The sequence below is a fragment of the Sphingomonas sp. CCH21-G11 genome, from assembly GCF_001555965.1.
In the GTDB taxonomy this organism is placed as follows: domain Bacteria; phylum Pseudomonadota; class Alphaproteobacteria; order Sphingomonadales; family Sphingomonadaceae; genus Sphingomonas.
In genome coordinates this window covers 48,253-65,502 of sequence record NZ_LSHX01000035.1, presented here as the reverse complement: position 1 = coordinate 65,502, position 17,250 = coordinate 48,253, and the positions used below count along the sequence as shown (strand labels likewise).

16 protein-coding genes and 1 pseudogene are annotated in these 17,250 nt (G+C 64.6%); 12 read left to right on the top strand and 5 right to left on the bottom strand.

Annotated elements, in window-relative coordinates; translation table 11 throughout:
- Positions 1-80: 80 nt before the first annotated feature.
- Positions 81-1,067 (bottom strand): M1 family aminopeptidase, encoded by a 987-nt coding sequence (locus AX676_RS10375; protein WP_443026104.1) that lies wholly within the window; start codon positions 1,065-1,067, stop codon positions 81-83.
- Positions 1,068-1,190: 123 nt separating this feature from the next.
- A pseudogene (locus AX676_RS18540) lies at positions 1,191-1,317 on the bottom strand (IS5/IS1182 family transposase); the annotation flags it as partial.
- A 589-nt stretch (positions 1,318-1,906) separates the two neighbouring features.
- Between AX676_RS18540 and AX676_RS17820 the strand changes: the two are divergent.
- From AX676_RS17820 to AX676_RS18535, 3 genes are read left to right on the top strand one after another with little or no spacing between them, the layout of a single operon-like run.
- Positions 1,907-2,752 carry a hypothetical protein gene (locus AX676_RS17820; RefSeq protein ID WP_156437654.1) on the top strand — a complete coding sequence of 282 codons (846 nt, stop codon included), beginning with the start codon at positions 1,907-1,909 and terminating at the stop codon, positions 2,750-2,752.
- Positions 2,753-2,754: 2 nt separating this feature from the next.
- A complete protein-coding gene (locus tag AX676_RS17815) occupies positions 2,755-3,429 on the top strand; it encodes a hypothetical protein (RefSeq protein ID WP_156437653.1) in 675 nt (224 codons plus the stop codon).
- On the top strand, positions 3,426-3,680 hold the full coding sequence (locus AX676_RS18535) for a superinfection immunity protein (protein WP_082730992.1): 255 nt from the start codon (positions 3,426-3,428) through the stop codon (positions 3,678-3,680). Before AX676_RS17815 ends, AX676_RS18535 begins: the two co-directional genes overlap by 4 nt.
- A gap of 727 nt (positions 3,681-4,407) precedes the next feature.
- Here the strand turns inward: AX676_RS18535 and AX676_RS17810 are convergent.
- Positions 4,408-4,551 carry a hypothetical protein gene (locus AX676_RS17810; RefSeq protein ID WP_231726084.1) on the bottom strand — a complete coding sequence of 48 codons (144 nt, stop codon included), beginning with the start codon at positions 4,549-4,551 and terminating at the stop codon, positions 4,408-4,410.
- Positions 4,552-4,622: 71 nt separating this feature from the next.
- On the bottom strand, positions 4,623-5,342 hold the full coding sequence (locus AX676_RS10365) for an arylesterase (protein ID WP_066477545.1): 720 nt from the start codon (positions 5,340-5,342) through the stop codon (positions 4,623-4,625).
- Positions 5,343-5,360: 18 nt separating this feature from the next.
- On the opposite strand from AX676_RS10365, the gene AX676_RS10360 reads away from it, so the two are divergent.
- Positions 5,361-6,062 carry an ABC transporter ATP-binding protein gene (locus AX676_RS10360; RefSeq protein WP_066477541.1) on the top strand — a complete coding sequence of 234 codons (702 nt, stop codon included), beginning with the start codon at positions 5,361-5,363 and terminating at the stop codon, positions 6,060-6,062.
- The gene (locus AX676_RS10355) at positions 6,059-8,584 is read left to right on the top strand and encodes an ABC transporter permease (RefSeq protein WP_066477539.1); all 2,526 of its coding nucleotides are present in this window, start codon (positions 6,059-6,061) and stop codon (positions 8,582-8,584) included. Before AX676_RS10360 ends, AX676_RS10355 begins: the two co-directional genes overlap by 4 nt.
- 42 nt (positions 8,585-8,626) lie before the next feature.
- Here AX676_RS10355 and AX676_RS10350 read toward each other — a convergent pair whose 3' ends face one another.
- Positions 8,627-8,920: a PAAR domain-containing protein gene (locus AX676_RS10350; RefSeq protein WP_066550029.1), complete on the bottom strand. Its 294-nt coding sequence runs from the start codon at positions 8,918-8,920 to the stop codon at positions 8,627-8,629.
- 133 nt (positions 8,921-9,053) lie between these two features.
- Here AX676_RS10350 and AX676_RS10345 point away from each other — a divergent pair, with 133 nt between their 5' ends.
- From AX676_RS10345 to tssG, 7 genes are all read left to right on the top strand, one after another.
- Positions 9,054-10,190 (top strand): type VI secretion system protein TssA, encoded by a 1,137-nt coding sequence (locus AX676_RS10345; RefSeq protein WP_066544268.1) that lies wholly within the window; start codon positions 9,054-9,056, stop codon positions 10,188-10,190.
- A 77-nt stretch (positions 10,191-10,267) separates the two neighbouring features.
- Positions 10,268-10,780, top strand: a complete 513-nt coding sequence (gene tssB / locus AX676_RS10340; protein ID WP_066477528.1) for a type VI secretion system contractile sheath small subunit — start codon at positions 10,268-10,270, stop codon at positions 10,778-10,780.
- Between the two features lie 7 nt (positions 10,781-10,787).
- On the top strand, positions 10,788-12,284 hold the full coding sequence (gene tssC / locus AX676_RS10335) for a type VI secretion system contractile sheath large subunit (protein ID WP_066477524.1): 1,497 nt from the start codon (positions 10,788-10,790) through the stop codon (positions 12,282-12,284).
- A 23-nt stretch (positions 12,285-12,307) separates the two neighbouring features.
- Complete coding sequence (tssC, locus tag AX676_RS10330) at positions 12,308-13,810, top strand: type VI secretion system contractile sheath large subunit (RefSeq protein ID WP_082730991.1); 1,503 nt, start codon at positions 12,308-12,310, stop codon at positions 13,808-13,810.
- Positions 13,810-14,280, top strand: coding sequence for a type VI secretion system baseplate subunit TssE (tssE, locus tag AX676_RS10325; RefSeq protein ID WP_066477522.1), 471 nt, complete (start codon positions 13,810-13,812; stop codon positions 14,278-14,280). The genes tssC (AX676_RS10330) and tssE overlap by 1 nt, the downstream gene beginning before the upstream one ends.
- A gap of 5 nt (positions 14,281-14,285) precedes the next feature.
- Positions 14,286-16,100 carry a type VI secretion system baseplate subunit TssF gene (tssF, locus tag AX676_RS10320; RefSeq protein WP_066477520.1) on the top strand — a complete coding sequence of 605 codons (1,815 nt, stop codon included), beginning with the start codon at positions 14,286-14,288 and terminating at the stop codon, positions 16,098-16,100.
- The gene (gene tssG, locus AX676_RS10315; RefSeq protein ID WP_066477519.1) at positions 16,097-17,239 is read left to right on the top strand and encodes a type VI secretion system baseplate subunit TssG; all 1,143 of its coding nucleotides are present in this window, start codon (positions 16,097-16,099) and stop codon (positions 17,237-17,239) included. Before tssF ends, tssG begins: the two co-directional genes overlap by 4 nt.
- The last annotated feature ends 11 nt before the right edge of the window (positions 17,240-17,250 follow it).

The window sequence follows — 17,250 nt, the reverse complement described above, 5'->3', positions numbered from 1 at the left end:
ACCCCAACCCCTCCCCTAAAGGGAAGGGGGCTCTATTGCGTCAGGTTCAATCTTGAGGAAGTACGCTGCGCGTCAGTCGGTCAACTCGTCACCGGCACCACATTGTCGTCCGAGTTGCGGTCGACATATTTGTTGTAGGGGTCGACGCCGGCAAAGGCAGGCTTGCCGCGCGTCACCACGCGCACCTGCTGCACGCCCGTGCGGATCGGCCGAAGCTCCATCGCGAGCACGTCGGCGCGGCTGAACGCGGCCAGCCCCGGACGCTTCATGAACACGCCCACGTCGATCTGATTTTCGAGCGGCACCGCGCGCTCGACGCCCTTGCCGTCGACGTCGAACTTGCCGCCTTCCACCGTCAGCACGGTCTCATATTGACCGCCCGCCAGCGCGCGCGTCTTCGCCTGCTTGACCTTGAGGTCATAGACGGTGATCCGCTCCATCAGGTCGCTGACCAGCCGCCGCTCCTCGTCATTGCGGGCGAGTGACTTCAGCCCATCGACCAGGTCGGTCGACCGCGCATAGGGCGCGCCCTTGAAACGATAGCGGTCGAGCAGCCCGCGCAGCATCGCGTTCATCCGCGCCTCGCCCAGCCGGTCCTGGAGCAGATACATCACCACCGAACCCTTGCGGTAATGGATATAGGGCTGGTTCTCGACCCGGTTGAGCGGCAGTTCCTCGATCGCTTCGGTGCCGCGCGAGCGCAGATAATTGTCCAACTCATATTTCAGGAAACGGCGGATCTTGTCCTCGCCATAGAGCTTTTTCATCACCATCAGCGCCGAATATTGCGCCATGGTTTCGACCAGCAGCGTGCCGCCCTGCATTTCCGCGCTGATCAACTGGTGCGCCCAATATTGGTGGCCCAGCTCGTGCGCGGTGACATAGGTGACATAGTCGATATCGTCGGGGTTGCGCGTGTCGGCGGCGAAACCCAGCGATTCCGAATAGGGGATGGTGCCCGCGAACGCCTGCGCGAAACTCGCATAGGCGGGAAACTCGATGATCCGGGCATAGTCGAACTGATAGGGGCCGAACGCCTGTTCAAAATAGCCGAGCGACAGCTGCATCGCCTTCAGCATCCGGTCGACATTATAGTCGTGCTCGGGATGGTGGAAGACGGAGAGCTTGACTGACCCCGCCGTCGCCGTCTTTTCCGCATAGCGCGCCGACTGGACCGAAAAGAAGGCCAGGATCGGCAGCATCCGCAAGCTACAGCCCCAGAGGACCAGGTAACGCACGGCGTTGATCACCTCGCCAAACTCAACCTCTCGAGGCAGCCCATGTCGGCCGGGACTCGGGCATCAGCGGTGGGACTCGCTCCCGCTCCCCGCCCGTTAGACTAAACGGCAACCGTTCCCTCTGCTTCGTATGCTAGCCCACCGTCTGCGGTTCTCTTAGGTCCCCTTTCGCATGGTGCATCACGGACAGAACAAACTGAAAGTCCCTTAGCAACAAGTTACCAACCGGCCTCGAAGCGTATCGAGCCCAGTGGTTTCTGGGCAATCAGACAAGTGATCGCTTATTCGCAGCAAGAATCAGGTATTTGCCACTCTCCAGAGGCACAATTCTCTAGCCCTTGGATTGACTACGTAATATTGCTTCGCTAACGCATATGAGCCGTTCTATTCTAACGCATGTTACGGCTTCGTGTATTCCATGCAAAGAACGTTTAATAGCAGTTTGAAAGGGAAATATGATGGCTTCAAGTGTAAATGCTTTTCAGCTCGAATCTTTGGATTTGGAAGTTGTACCTGGTGGTTGCGCAATTGAGGTAGGTGGACCTCCGTGCGGCGTTGTAGCAGTCATCGTTGTAATTGCTTTGATTATCAATCCCGAGCTCATTCCCTAATTTTTATACTTCTGCCAGCCGATACGGCTCGGTGGTTTAAGGTGAGTACGAGTCAAGGTGTTTAAGGAACTAATCGATAGTCTGCGGACCGAGGTTGAACCCTCTGCATTACCAGAGGAGTTTTGTCGAAGGTTTGACTTCGGTCTTTACAGAGATTCCATTAACTTTATGGAAGATCAAATAAGGATTGACCGGACGAATAAGGAGTCGTCTCTTGTTGATATTACTAGCGAGCAGACTAGTTTAGCTCTTTACGAAAGCAACGAGATATCTGTGGTTCTGTCGCGCCGCTGTAATAAGATGCCCCTCGCCTACAGTCAGATCGGTCCTAAATTTATAATAAGCTTGACTCAGTCTAAACCCAGAGAACTAATGATTTTTGATTGTCATACATCTTTTCAGAGCGATCCTTTGTGGGCAAGCAGGCTGCTGGCGACTCGTCTCAATAGTGTCTTTCTAGAATGCCTCATTCCGTGGGGCCCACCATCGATGGATACACTTTATTCAATCGACAGCCCGGCCGATGGCTCGTACTGGATGACTGTTTTTGGGAAGGTCGAATCGGCCTATTTCCATGCTTACTCCACTAAGAGTGGTAAGTACTTGTTTTCGGCGTTTTCATCGATGAAGTCTACAAGTCTATACTATCTAGCAGAAATCGCCTATCACGCTGCTAAATCCCTTAAGATGATGACGGACACGTCAAATTTGGCGGAACTCGGGCAAGCGTCCTTGAGCCTTGCAACAATCCCTCAGATGCCAGTAACAGGATTATGGCGGTTGGCTGAGGCATGGTCCCTTAAAGATCCCGAACTAGCAGTGCAGCTACTTGAGCTGGTGAGGCTTCGTGGTGGAGGATTGGGGGATAAAGCCGCGCACACTCTGGCGTCTTTCCAAAAATGACGATGCCCAGTGTTCTGCCATATGTTCTCGGCGACGACGAGCGGATCACCAGGCAAAGCTTGGAGGAGTTGGACACTTTATTCGCCGATGGTTATCGGAAGAATCAAATTCAGATCTTAACTGACATTAGCTGTCTAGCCCGATCAGGTCGGGTCATAACGTATTTTCTGAAACAGGCTGTTGCGCGCGAGTCATTGGCCAATATGATTGGCGCACAGTGCTATCTGCTACACATGGGCGGGCATTATCTCGCTCGGCTAAATTTCTGGCCACCGAAGTCCAACAAAAGGTCCGTTGTTTCAGATCGTGTGAGACGTTACTTTTCGATTGATGTGCTTCATAATCACTCCTTTGACTTTTTCACTGTGGGCATTCTTGGATGTGGTTATAGAAGTCAGTTCTATGAAGCTCCACTTTCCGAGTTGGATGGTCGTTCGGTTGGCGAGTGTTTAACTTTAAGACCAACGCACGCTCTAAGTCTCTCCCAGGGTAAGGCGATATTTGTAACAAAAGGAACAGATTTTCACATCCAGCACGAGCCGAATGAGTTTTCGCTTTCGTTAAACTTCATACCGAGAACATTTGATTCGGTTGGCTCGGTTGATAACTCGCAACTTATATTACATCCAGAAACTAAGATTATCGAGAAAATCATTCCTATGAGACCTGTAACATGATTACGAATGTTCTATCGGGCGAGATAGCGGTAATCGCATTAGTGCTTATTGCAGCGATTGTTCCTTTACCTTCAATAGTGGCAAAGGCGCGCAGGCACCCTAACAGGCGTGAAATATATGCTCTAAATGTCGCACTTATTTGGACAAATATAGGCTGGATTCTGCTATTAGGCTGGGCGATTTCTGGTCGCGAGTCAAAGAGACTTAGTCAACTACGGGAAAAGTTTTTCGAAAGAGGCAGACGTGACTAGGCGTTTTCTCTACCCGAATCTACACGCCGCCGCTTCATTTGGCTGATGCCTTCCACCCTTGCTTTGTTGGCAGGGTCAAGAACAGAGGAGAACATAAGGCCGATTATAAGTATAAAACCCGAACTCTTTTTTGGTTTGGATTTACCTTTACTTCTAGCTAGTATTTTCCACATGTCCAATATTGCCTTGCAAACAGTCTCATCGTGACTAAAGGTTGTAACCAATTTTTTCAACAAGTTTGACACAGACCTGTTTGGATTCTTAAAAAACTAGCAAGAAATATAAAGATTTAGGTGGTAAATGTGAAATGGAATTTCTCTGCTCAACAGCATTAGAATCAATTGAACATGGAGGTAATATGAGAAACCGTTATTCTGGTAAAAAGCTCCTGTCATGCGTCGCATTTATAAGCGTTTTCGCCTTAGCGAGCAGCCCTGTAATTGCAAAGGAGCATAAAATTCTTTGCGGGATTACTGCGCCCGATGAATGTCTGATTATCATAGAACTTCCTTGGTAAAACTTTTCTCAAATTCTGTCTGGAAGCGTTTGTTGTCGGCAATTACCGCTCATCGCGACACCGAAGTATTTGGCTTTGTGCACCAGTTGGAATCGATTACAGGCAAAATCGGCAAGCGGATGCCGTGCTCACCACCAGCATCTCGGGTGTCGTCCAGGAACTGGTGCGCGCCGGCGCTGTCGGCCACGTCGGCAGTAGTCAGGTTGACGATCAGCAGGCGGCGTTTAGTGTTGACGGCAACGGGCCGTTGGGGCCGAGCAGACCGAACATCCCCTTGGGGATGCTCGACGTCACATCGTTCAGTGCCCGCGTGCCGTTCGCATAGACATGCGTGACATTCGCCAGATGCAGCATCGATCATTCCCCCCGTCGAACTGATTCGCTGCAGATGCCAACGGGGTGCTATGCTCGAATAAAGCACTAAATCACCCGCCCTCGGCACGCAGCCGTTCCGCGACCAGCGGCGCGACCTTGCCGACGATCGCGTCGATCCCCTCCGGCGTCGGATGCAGCCGATCCGCCTGCATCAGCTCGGGCCGGGTCACCACACCGTCGAGGAAGAACGGATAGAGCGCGGCGTCATATTCCCTGGCCAGCTCGGGATAGATCGAGTTGAACGCATCGGCATAGTCGCGGCCGAGATTGGGTGCGGCAAGCATCCCGGTCAGCAGCACCGGGATGTCGCGCGCCTTGAGCACATCGAGCATAGCCGCCAGGTTGGCGCGCGTTTCGGTGGGCGACAGGCCGCGCAGCATGTCATTGCCGCCCAGCCCCAGCACCACCAGGTCGGGCTTGCGCGGCAGCCCGTCGAGCACGAAGGCGAGCCGTTCGCGCCCGCCCGCGGTGGTTTCGCCCGAAACGCCGGCATTTCGGACATCGGCGGGGGTGCCGGCAGCGGCCAGGGCGCGCTGCAGCTCGGCCGGAAACGCCTCGTTCTGCGCGACGCCGTAGCCGGCATAGAGGCTGTCGCCGAAGGCCACGACCAGCGGCGCGTCGGCGGGCAGCGGCGCGGCGGCCGACGGCGCGGCCGATGCCGCTGCCGTGTCGTTGACGCGCGCATCAGCGGGCGCATCGTCACCCGAGCATGCGACCAGCCCTTGGAGCGCGAGCAGCGCCACGCCATATTGCCAGTTTCTCGCCGTCAAAGGGCTTCCTTTCTTCCCATGCTGTCACCCCCCGTCACGACCGATATCGCCATTCGCGCGCGCAATGTCACCCTGTCGCTCGGCGGCGGCGAGGCGGCGACCCGGATCCTTAAGGGCATCGACCTCGATGTCGCGGCTGGCGAGAGCCTGGCGATCCTGGGTCCGTCGGGATCGGGCAAGTCGTCGCTGATGGCGATCCTGTCGGGACTGGAGCGCGCGACCGGCGGCAGCGTCCATATCGCCGGCCTCGATTTCGGGCCGCTGGACGAGGATGCGCTGGCCCGCGCCCGGCGGGGCCGGGTCGGCATCGTGCTCCAGGCGTTTCATTTGCTGCCGACGATGACCGCGCTCGAAAATGTCGCGGTGCCGCTGGAGCTGGCGGGGCTGGCCGATCCGTTCGACCGGGCGGCGGACGAGCTGCGCGCGGTCGGGCTGGGCCATCGCCTGACCCACTATCCCGCCCAGCTTTCGGGCGGCGAGCAGCAGCGCGTCGCCATCGCCCGCGCGGTCGCCCCCCAGCCCGAAATCCTGTTCGCCGACGAACCCACCGGCAATCTCGACGCCGCGACGGGGGCCGACATCATCGAGCTGCTGTTCGCGCGCCAGGCGGCGGCGGGCGCGACATTGGTGATCATCACCCACGATCCGGGGCTGGCGGCGCGGTGCGGCCGCATCATCGAGATGCGCGACGGCGCGATCGTCGCCGACCGTCGCGCATGAGCGACGCGCGCGACGCCGCGCTCGGCTGGACGCAAGGCTGGCGCATCGCCCGACGCGATCTGAACGCCGGCTTTCGCGGGCTCAGGCTGCTGCTGATCTGCCTGTTCCTGGGCACCGCGACACTGGCGACGATCGGCAGCCTGACCGCGGCGATCACCGGCGAAATCTCGTCGCGCGGCCGCGTGATCCTGGGCGGCGACGTCGAGGTCGCGATGTCGCAACGCGAAGTGAGCGCGGCCGAACGGCGCGTGCTGCGCGGGCTGGGCCAGCTGAGCGAGACGATCCGCACCCGTGCGATGGCGCGCAGCGTCCGCGGCGATGCCGCGGTGCTGACCGAGCTCAAGGGCGTCGACGGCGCCTATCCGCTCTACGGCACGCTGACCGTGCAGGGGGGCAGCGCCGCCCCCCTGCCCCGCGCCGACGAAGTGCTGATCGACCGGGCGCTGGCCGACCGGCTGGGCGTCGGCGTCGGGGACCGGCTGCGCTGGGGCGAGGCGGACTATCGCGTGCGCGCGATCATCGCCAGCGAACCCGACCGCGTCGGCGAGGGCTTCACGCTCGGCCCGGTCGCGATCGTCTCGCTCGACGGACTGCGCCGCGCGCAGCTGCTGTTGCCGGGCGCGCTGTACGAGAGCAAATATCGCCTGCGCCTGCCCGGGACCGCCTCGGCCGCCGCGGTGGTGGATCGGCTGAAGGCGCGTTTTCCCGACACCGGCTGGGAATACAAGGACCGCGACCGCGCCGCGCCGGGAGCCAGCCGCTTCTTCGAACGGCTCGGCCAGTTTCTCGGGCTGATCGGACTGGCGGCGCTGGTTATCGCGGGCATCGGCGTGTCGAACGGCGTCGGCTCCTACCTTGCGGGCAAGCGCGCGAGCATCGCCACGCTCAAGGTGCTGGGCGCGGGATCGCGCGACATCGCGCGCATCTACCTGATGCAGATCGGCACCGTCGCGGCGATCGCGATCGTCGCCGGGCTGGCGTTCGGGGCGGTGCTGCCGATGCTGCTCGTCGCGCTGGCGGGCGACCTGCTGCCGGTCCGCCCGGGCTTCACCCTTCACCCGCTGCCGCTGGCGACGAGCGCGGCGTTCGGTATCCTGGTCGCCTGGGTGTTCGCGCTGCCCCCGCTGGCGCGCGCGCGGCTGTTGCCCGCAGCCGCGCTATTCAGGGGCGGGATCAGCCCGTCGCGGCGGATCGACCGGCGGACCGTGGCGCTGGTCGCGAGCGGCATTGCGCTCATCCTGGCGCTGGCGATCGGCACTGCGCGCGATCCGGTGTTTGCGGGCGTGGTGCTGGCGGCGGTCGCAGCCGTGCTCGCCCTGCTGCTCGGCATCGGTTGGGGCGTACGGTTCGTCGCGGCGCGACTGCCGCGATCGAAGCGCCCGCTGATCCGGCTGGCCGTCGCCAACCTGCACCGCCCCGGTGCCCAGACCGGCGCGCTGGTGATTGCGCTCGGCCTCGCGCTCACGCTGTTCGTCACGCTGGCCGCGATCCAGACGACGCTGCGCGCCGAAATCGCCAGCACCGTGCCCGCCCGCGCGCCGAGCCAGTTCGTGCTCGACATCCCGTCCGCACGCCAGCTGGCGTTCCGCGAGACGGTGGCGCGTGCCGCACCCGATGCCACGCTGAACCTGGTTCCGGCATTGCGCGGCACCGTCACCGCCTATGCCGGCACGCGCGTCGCCGATCTGAAGGAACTGCCCGAGGGCGCATGGTTCCTGCGCGGCGAACGCGGCGTGACCTATAGCAGCGTGCTGCCGGAGGGGAGCACGCTGGTCGCGGGCAAATGGTGGCCGGCCGATTATGCCGGGCCGCCGCTCGTGTCGATCGACGCCCAGGCCGCGCGCGTCCTGAACTTGCGCGTCGGCGACACGCTGACCGTCAGCGTGCTGGGCCGCGAGATCGAGGCGCGGATCGCGTCGCTGCGCGAGATCAGATGGGACACGATGGGCTTCAACTATGTGCTCGTCTTCTCGCCCAACACGCTGGCGGCCGCGCCGCACACGCTGGCCGCGACGATCAGCACCGACAAGGCGCGCGAGAGCGCGATCGCGCGCGCGGTGCTGAGCGCGTTTCCCTCGGTTTCGATCATCGCGGTCGGGGATGTCATCAAGCAGGTCAGCGCGATCCTCGAGCAGATGTCGGCGGCGATCCTGCTGTCGGCGTCGGTCGCGATCCTGGCGGGCATCGCGGTGCTGGTCGGCGCGATCGCGGCGTCGCGCCAGGCGCGCGCCTATGACAGCGTCATCCTGAAGACGCTGGGCGCGACGCGGCGCCAGATCCTGGCCGCACAGGCGATCGAATATGCGCTGCTCGCGGGCCTGCTCGCGGCGATCGCGCTGGCGCTCGGGCTGGCGGCGGCGTGGTATGTCGTGACGCAGGTGTTCGAATTCGGCTGGGCGCCCGACTGGCCGGTCGTGCTCGGCACGCTGGCGGCGGGCGCGATCCTGACGCTCGGCATCGGGCTGGCGGGATCGATCCCGCTGCTGTCGGTGCGCCCGGCCGCCGCGCTCAGGCGGCAATAGGCCGGGTCCGGCATCCCGCCGAACCCCTGCGTGAACGCGTGCTCAGCCGCCGACGAGCACTGTGAAGCAGCCGAGCACGATGACGCCGCCATGCGCGGTCTGGTCGCCGATCCGCGCCTGGGGCAGCGAACCGGTCAGCACGGTGGCGCTGCCTTTGACGATCGTGTCGGGCGGGCCGACGCAAACGCACTGATCGGTGACGCGCGCGGCGGGAAGGCTGCCGATTAGCACGGTCGGCAGTCCCGGCGCGACGATCGGGCCGCCGACATGCGGCACCACCCCCGTCACCATCGGGCAGGTGTGCATGTCGGTCAGTCGCGATGCCGGCTGTCCCATCGGTGTCCCCGCCCCTCCGCGTCGGTTTCGACGACGCAACATCGCGCAATCCGGACCGCGCGCCAACAAAAAAGGGGGTGCAGCGGCCCGCACCACGTTGTAGGCTCGGTCGCGGGACGGGGGGAGAGCGAAATTGGTCATCGACGAGGAAAGCCGTGCGGCGTTGCTCGCCCCGATCGGCGACGGCGTCGGCATCGACGGCCGCGAGGACGAGGGCGCGGCCGGCGAGCTGTTTCGCGAGATCCGCTTTCAGCGCAAGACGATCTTTCGTCAGGAACAGCGCGCCGCCATGGGCGAGGACGCCGACGGCGGCGACGCGTGGTCGTGGGACATGCTGGCGGAAAGCGCGCGCGATTACCTGACCGAGCACAGCAAGGACCTGGAAACCATGGCCGTGCTGGTCGAGGCGTCGACGCGCGTCGACGGCCTGCTCGGCCTGTCCGCCGGCATGGCGGTGATGGCCGACCTGATCGAGCAATATTGGGATAACGGCCTTTATCCGGTCGAGGACGAGGAGGATGGCGTCGAGGCGCGCTTTCAGCCGCTGTCGGGGCTGAGCGGGGGCAGCGGCGACAAGGACGGCACGCTCGTCCAGCCGCTGCGCCGGCTGGTCCTGGCGGTCGATGCGGGCGACCAGCTGCGCTTTCTGGACAAGGTCAGCGCCGATGCGCTGCTCGCCGCGTCGCAGAACGGCACGCCCGAGCAGAAGGCGCAGCGCCAGCAGGAGGCGCAGGCGGCCTATGACGCCATCGAAGCGCTGGCCCGGCGCATCCCGCGCCGCGTGCTGCAGCGCTCCGCCGACGAGGTCGCCGCCGCCGAAGCCGCGTGGCGGCGCGGCGTCGCCTATGTCTCCGAGCGGACGAAACCCCGCTTTCCCGCTGCGTCGCGGGTCAGCGACGAATTGCGCGGCATGGCCGACTGGCTGCAGTCGCTGATCGCCAAGCTGCCCGACGATCCGGTCGATGCGCCGGCGGATGACGCATCGGCGGCGGGCGAAGGCGGCGCGGCGGCCACAACGGCGACCGCCGGCGGGCCGATGGTGATCGGCCGCATTTCCCAGCGCGACGACGCGCTGCGCGCGATTGCCGCGGCTGCGGATTATTTCGAGCGGTACGAACCGCTGTCGCCGCTCGGGCCTTCGCTGCGCGAGGTTGACCGCCGCGCGCGTTTAAGTCTTGATGCGTTGTTGACGGAGCTGATTCCCGACGCCTCGGTTCGCGAGACCTTTTACTGGCGTTCCGGCATCAAGCCGCCCGCCGGTGAGGGATGATCGACGGCGACGACGGGGGCACATCGACGAAATTTGTCTGAACTTCCGCGCATCGGCGCGGCTTTGGGGAGAGCGTTATGGCAGACTCGGTGCATGACAAGCTGAAGCGCGTGCGCAAGCCGCGCGTCCACATCACCTACGATGTCGAGACGGAGGGCGCGCAGGAAGTCAAGGAACTGCCCTTCGTCGTCGGCGTCATGGGCGACTTTTCGGGCGACTCGGCGGTGCCGAAGAAGAGCCTGAAGGAACGCAAGTTCGTCGATCTGAAGAAGGACAAGTTCGACCAGGTCATGGCGCGCATCGAGCCCGCCGTGAAGCTGAAGGTCGAGAACACGCTCGAGAAGAACGGCAAGGAATTCGAGGTCAACCTGAAGTTCCGGTCGATGGACGATTTCGAGCCCGACAAGATCGTCGAGCAGGTCGAACCGCTCCGCAAGCTGATGGAGACGCGCAACCAGCTGCGCGACCTGATGGCCAAGGCGGACGGTTCGGAGCAGCTCGAAAGCCTGCTCGAGCAGATCCTGCGCGACGAATCGCAGCTGAGCAGCCTGCGCGACCAGCTCGGCGACGACAGCAGCACCAAGGAGTAAGGGTAACATGGCCGAGACCGAAACCCAGGCCGCAGGCGCCGCCGCGACCACCACGACCGACGCGCCCGCCAGCCTGCTCGACCAGGCGATCAGCGTCACCAAGCAGACCGAGCCCGAGCGCGTCGAACAACTGATGCGCACGCTGGCATCGGAGGCGATGAGCGGCACCGTCCAGTTCCAGAAGAACATGACCGTGACGCTGCGCGACGCGATCGCCAAGATCGACGCGCAGATTTCCGAACAGCTCGCCGCGATCATGCATGCCGAGAAGTTCAAGTCGCTGGAAGGCAGCTGGCGCGGGCTCAACTATCTGGTCAAGAACAGCGAGATCGGCGAGGGCCTGAAGGTCCAGATGCTGAACGTGACCAAGAAGGAGCTGGCCGCCGACCTCGCCAAGGCGACCGATTTCGACCAGAGCCAGTTCTACAAGAAGGTCTATGAGGAGCAGTTCGGCACCGCGGGCGGCACGCCGTTCAGCACGCTGATCGGCGATTATTATTTCGGCAAGCATCCCGACGACATCGAGCTGCTGACCAATATCTCCAGCGTGGCGGCGGCGGGCTTCTGTCCGTTCGTGTCGGCGGCGAACGCCAACCTGTTCGGCATGGACAGCTTTACCGAGCTGTCGAACCCGATGGACATGAAGCAGCTGTTCGAAACCGCCGATTACATGAAGTGGAACAGCTTCCGGAACACCGAGGATTCGCGCTTCGTCACGCTGACCATGCCCAAGGTGCTGGCCCGCCTGCCCTATGGCAAGGACACCAAGCCGGTCGAGGCGTTCGCGTACGAGGAAGCGCCCAAGGACGATGCGGGCAATCCCAAGGCGATGGATCACGACGATTATTGCTGGATGAACGCGGCCTATGCGCTGGCCGCGCGCATGACCGCGGCGCATGCCGAATATGGCTGGACGACGGCGATCCGCGGCGCGGAGGGCGGCGGCAAGGTCACCAACCTGCCGACCCATGTCTTCCAGTCGGACGACGGTGACCTGGACGCCAAGTGCCCGACCGAAATCGGCATCACGGACCGCCGCGAAAAGGAACTTTCCGACCTCGGCTTCCTGCCGCTCTGCCACTACAAGAACACCGACTATTCGGTCTTCTTCGGCGCGCAGACGACGCAGCGGCCCAAGAAGTACGACCGGCCGGAGGCGACTGCCAACGCGGCGATCTCCGCCCGCCTGCCCTACATCATGGCGACGAGCCGCTTCGCCCATTATCTGAAGGTGATGGCGCGCGACAAGATCGGGTCGTTCATGGAAGCGAAGGACACCGAGACCTGGCTCAACCGCTGGATCTCGAACTATGTCAACGCGACCGAGGGTGCCGGCCAGGAATCGCGCGCGAAATACCCGCTGCGCGAAGCCCGGGTCGAGGTGCGCGAAGTCGAGGGCGCGCCGGGTTCCTACACCGCCGTCGCGCATCTGCGCCCCTGGCTGCAGTTTGAGGAACTCACCACCTCGATGCGGCTGGTCGCGCGGATTCCGAAGGCGAGCTGATCGGCGCTTCGGACGCCGCGCGCGTGCCGATCCCGCTGGAACCGGAGGGCCAATCGGCGATGGACGCGGCAACCGATGCGCGCGCGCGGACGGCGGATGGCGATGCCGTCGCGTCGTCCGCCGCGCCCGGGCTGTTCGGCCTGCCCGCCGCAGCCACGACCGGCGCGGCATGGCGGGCCGACGGCGCGCCGCGAACCGCGCCGGGGCTGCGCGCACGCGGGGCACGCGTCCTGGCCGGCATCGACGCACTGCTGTCGCGCCAGCTCGACGCGATCCTGCACCACCCCGAGCTGCAGCGGATCGAGGCGCTATGGCGCGGGACGCACTGGCTGGTCCACGGCATCGCGGACGCGCAGGTCAAGGTCCGCATCCTCGACGTCCGCTGGGGCGAGGTGGCCCGCGACCTGGAACGCGCCATGTCGTTCGACCAGAGCGTGCTGTTCGACCGCATCTACAGCAACGAATTCGGCACGCCGGGCGGCGAACCCTATGGCATGATGATCGTCGATCATCAGGTGTCGCACCGGCTGGGCCAGCGCGACCGCACCGATGATGTCGCGACGCTGTCGGGCCTGGCGGAGGTGGCGGCCGCCGCCTTCTGCCCCACGGTCGTCGGGGTCGATCCGCGCATGATGGGCATCGACGCGTTTGCCGATCTCGACCTGCGTCAGGAATTGTCCGCGACCTTCGCCAACCCCGAATATGCGCGCTGGGAGCGGCTGCGCGCGCGTTCCGACAGCCGCTTCCTGGCGGCGGTCGCGCCGCGCCTGCTCGCCCGGCGGCTCTATCGCGGCCGCGACTTTCCCCGGCTGGGCTTCGTCTATGACGAGCGCGCCGACGGGCCACGCGACCTGTTGTGGATGAACGGGGCGTTCGCGCTCGCGCATGTCGCGTGCCGCGCGATGGCGCAACACCGCTGGCCCGCCGCGATCCGGGGCACCGTGCCGGTCGGCGAAGGCGGCACGGTCGACGGCCCGATCCGCCAGCTGCTGCCCAGCGACCGTACCGGCGTGGTGGCGCGCTTCGCGGTCGAGAATGCGGTGTCGGAGGACCAGGAGGTCGCGCTCAACGAACTGGGCGTCATCGCGCTGCGCCAGATCCACCTGACCGGCCTGACCGCTTTCCTCAACCTGCCGAGCCTGCACCGCCCGACCGACTATGACAGCGAAGCCGCGCGGATGAACGCGAAGATGAGCGCGATGCTCAACTACATCCTGTGCGTGTGCCGTTTCGCCCATTATGTGAAGGTGATGGCGCGCGACTGGGTCGGCAAATATACCGATGCCCAGGAATGCCAGCGCCTGCTGCAGACCTGGCTCAACACCTATGTCACCGGCAACGACGATGCGAGCCCGGAGATGCGCGTGCGCTACCCGCTGCGCGAGGCGCGCGTGATCGTCAGCGAGATGCCCGAGAAGCCGGGAAGCTATGGCTGCGAGATCGCGATCCGGCCGCATTACCAGCTGGACCAGATTGCATCGGAGTTTCGCCTGACCACGATCATCGGGCGCGAGGCGGCCGCGTGATGGCGGGCGAAATTCCCCTGTCGCTGATCGACCGCCTGATCGACGACGAGCCCGAACTGCGCCAGGAACCGATGCTGGGCGACGACCAGCTGCTCGAACGCTATCGGCTGGGGCTGCGTCGCGACTTGGAAGGGCTGCTCAACAGCCGCCGTCCGCATATCGCCGCGGTGAACGGCGACGAGACGCTGCTCGCGACGATCATCGGCTTCGGCCTGCCCGACATCAGCACCGAGGATTTCGCCGCCGCCGGGGTGCGCGAGCGCGTGCGGCGCATGATCGCGCAGACCATCCGCACCCACGAACCGCGGCTGAGCGAGGTCGAGGTCGAGGTCGACGGCGCGCCGACCTCGCGCGGCATCCGCTTTCGCATCACCGCGATCCTCAACCTCGCCCGCGCACGCGAGGCGGTGGTCTATGACGCCAGCGTGCGGCCGAGCGACCGCTCGATCGCGGTCGAAATGCCGGACTGACCCAGATGATCGACGACCTGATCGAATATTATCAGCGCGAGCTGACCTTCCTGCGCAGCAATGCCGGTGCGTTCGCCGAGGCGCATCCGAAGATCGCATCGCGGCTGCGCCTGACCCGCGACGCGATCGAGGACCCGCATATCGGCCGGCTGATCGAGGCGGTCGCGTTCATGAACGCACGGCTGCGCCACAAGATCGACGACGAGTTTCCCGAGCTGTCCGACGCGATGCTGATGACGCTCTATCCGCATCTGATCCAGCCGGTGCCGTCGTTCATGGTGGCGCGGCTGATCGCTGAGGATGGGCTGGACAAGCCGGTGACGGTCCCGGCGGGCACGATGGTGTCGGCCGAACCGGTCGACGGCCAGCGGTGCCGCTATCGCCTGTGCCACGACACCCAGCTGCTGCCCATCCGCGTCCATGCCGCCGCGATGGGCGGTCCGCCGCTCGACGCGCCCGCGCTGGGACTCCATGCCGCCAAGGGCGTGCTGCGCCTGACGCTGGCGACGACCAAGCCCGAGGTTGATCTGGCCGGGCTGGGCATCGACACGCTGCGCCTGTTCATCAAGAGCGATGCGCGGCGCGCGCAGATCCTGATCGAACAGTTCGGATCGAACCTGGTGGGCATCGGGGTGGGCACCAGTCCACAGGATCCGCGCGCGGTGCTGCTCCCGCCGGACGCGCTCAGGCTGCGCGGCTTTGGCGACGACGAGCTGCTGCTGCCCCAGACCCAGGTTGCGCGGGGTGCCTATGCGGTGCTGCAGGAATTCTTCGCCTATCCGCAAAAGCATCTGTTCGTCGAGGTGAGCGGGCTGGCCGCGCGCACGCTCGACATCGCAGGCGACCGGCTCGAGCTGTTCTTCTACTTCGACAAGCTGTCGTCCGAGCTTGAGCGCGTGGTGCGCGCCGACGATTTCGATCTGTTCGCCTGCCCCGCGATCAATTTGTTCGAGATGGATGCCGAGCCCATCCAGCTCGACCATAGCAGCATCGAATATCGCATCGTGCCCGACGCCCGGCGCGAGGACGCGATCGAGGTGCATTCGGTCGTCGACATGGTTCTGCAGGACCAGAGCGGCGAGCGGTTCTCGGCACCGCCGCTCCATTCGGTCGATCGTGGATCGCCGCGGCTGGGCCGGATGTTCCACGCGCTGGCGCGCCGGTCGAGCTTCGGGCCGGGTGGCGGCGACGATGTGTTCGTCGCGGTCGCCGATCTGGAGGGGCGCTTGCTGCGCGATGATGCGACCGTGCTGCACCCGCGCATCCTGGCCACCAACCGCGACCTGCCGGCGCGGCTGCCCTTCGGCGGCGGGCGACCGGAGCTGGAGATCGACGGAACGATCGCGGGGCTGGCGGGGGTCGAGGCGCTGACCAAGCCGACGCCGACACGACGACCGGCCCGGCGGCGCGCCGCGATCTGGAAACTGGTCGGCCAGCTTTCGCTCAATCATCTGAGCCTGGTCGGCGGCAGCGCGGGCGCGCTGGCGCTGCGCGAGGTGCTGGCGCTCTACGACATCGGCGACACGCCCGAAACGGTGCACCTGCGCGAACGGCTGGTCGGGGTGACGGCCGCGCCCGGCGTCGCACGCATGCGGCTGAAGGGGCACACCGCCATGTGCGCGGGGGTCGACGTCACGATCGAGGTCGAGGACGACCGGCTGTCGGGATCGGGCAGCTTTTTGCTGTGCAGCATCATCGAACGCTTCCTGGCGAGCGCATGTGCGCTCAACAGCTTCGTGCGCGTCTCCGCCAAGCTGCGGCGCGAGGCGGCGTTGTGGAAGACCTGGCCGACGCGGGTCGGCGACCGTCCGCTGATATGACCGTCGTCGAGCTATTGTCGCGCCGGACCGCGGCGCTTGTGCTTGCCCAGGCCGCGCGTGTCATCGAACTGGCGGCACGGCGCGGCGGACGCACGGTCGAAATCGGCAGCGACACGCCCCCGGGCGAGGAACCGCTGCGTTTCGTTGCGTCCGACCGGATGGCGCTGACCGCCAGCGACATCGCCGCGATCGGCGAGGTCGACGGCCAGCCGCACGTCACCGCCAACGTCCTGGGCCTGGCGGGCGCGGCCCCCGCCCTGCCCCCGGTCTATAGCGAGCTGCAGCTTCAACGCCGGCGGATGCGCGACGTCGCGTTCGCCGCCTTCCTGAACCTGTTCGATCACCGCGCACTGTCCTTCTTCTATCGGGTCTTCCGCAAGCATCACTGGCTGGTGAGCTTCGAGCGCGAGGCTCGGCCCGGCGACGATCCCGCGTCGCGCGCGGTGCTCGCGCTGGCGGGCCTCGCGACGCCCGGCAGCATGACCCGGCTGGTGGTCGAGGACGCGGCGCTGGTGCCGCTGGCCGGGCATCTGGGCGATGCGCGGCGCAGCGCGGCTAGCGTCGAGACGGTGCTGCGCCAGCTGACCGGACTGCCGCTGCGGATTGCCGAGGCGGAACCGGCCTGGCTGGCGCTGCCGCCCACGGAGCAAAGCCGGCTGGGCGGCACCCGTGCCGGCGGCGGCGGCCAGTTCGCGCGGCTGGGCGGCATCGACCCGCAAACCGGGATGGGCAGCGACGATGCCGCGATCATCGGTGCGGCAGTGCTCGACGTCCAGCATCATTATGCGGTCGAGATCGGCCCGGTCGATCACGCGACGTTGATCCGCTTCTGCGCGGAGTCGGGCCAGCGCGCGATCGTCGGGGAAGCCTGCATGCTCGCCGCCGGCATGGAACACCAGCCGGTGATCCGCATGCTGATCGATGCCGCCGACATCCCGCCCCTGCGGCTGGGCGACGCGGCGACGCCCGCGCTGCTCGGCTGGACCGGCTGGCTCGGCTCGCCGGGTCCGGACGCCGGCATTCTGGCCGATTGCGTCATTCCGGTCGACCGCACCGCGATTGGCCGCGACGGTCCGGGCCGCACGCCGCCGGCAACCGTCGTCGGCGAGACAGGCGAACGCATGGTTGCGCTAAATTAACGTTGTGGGGC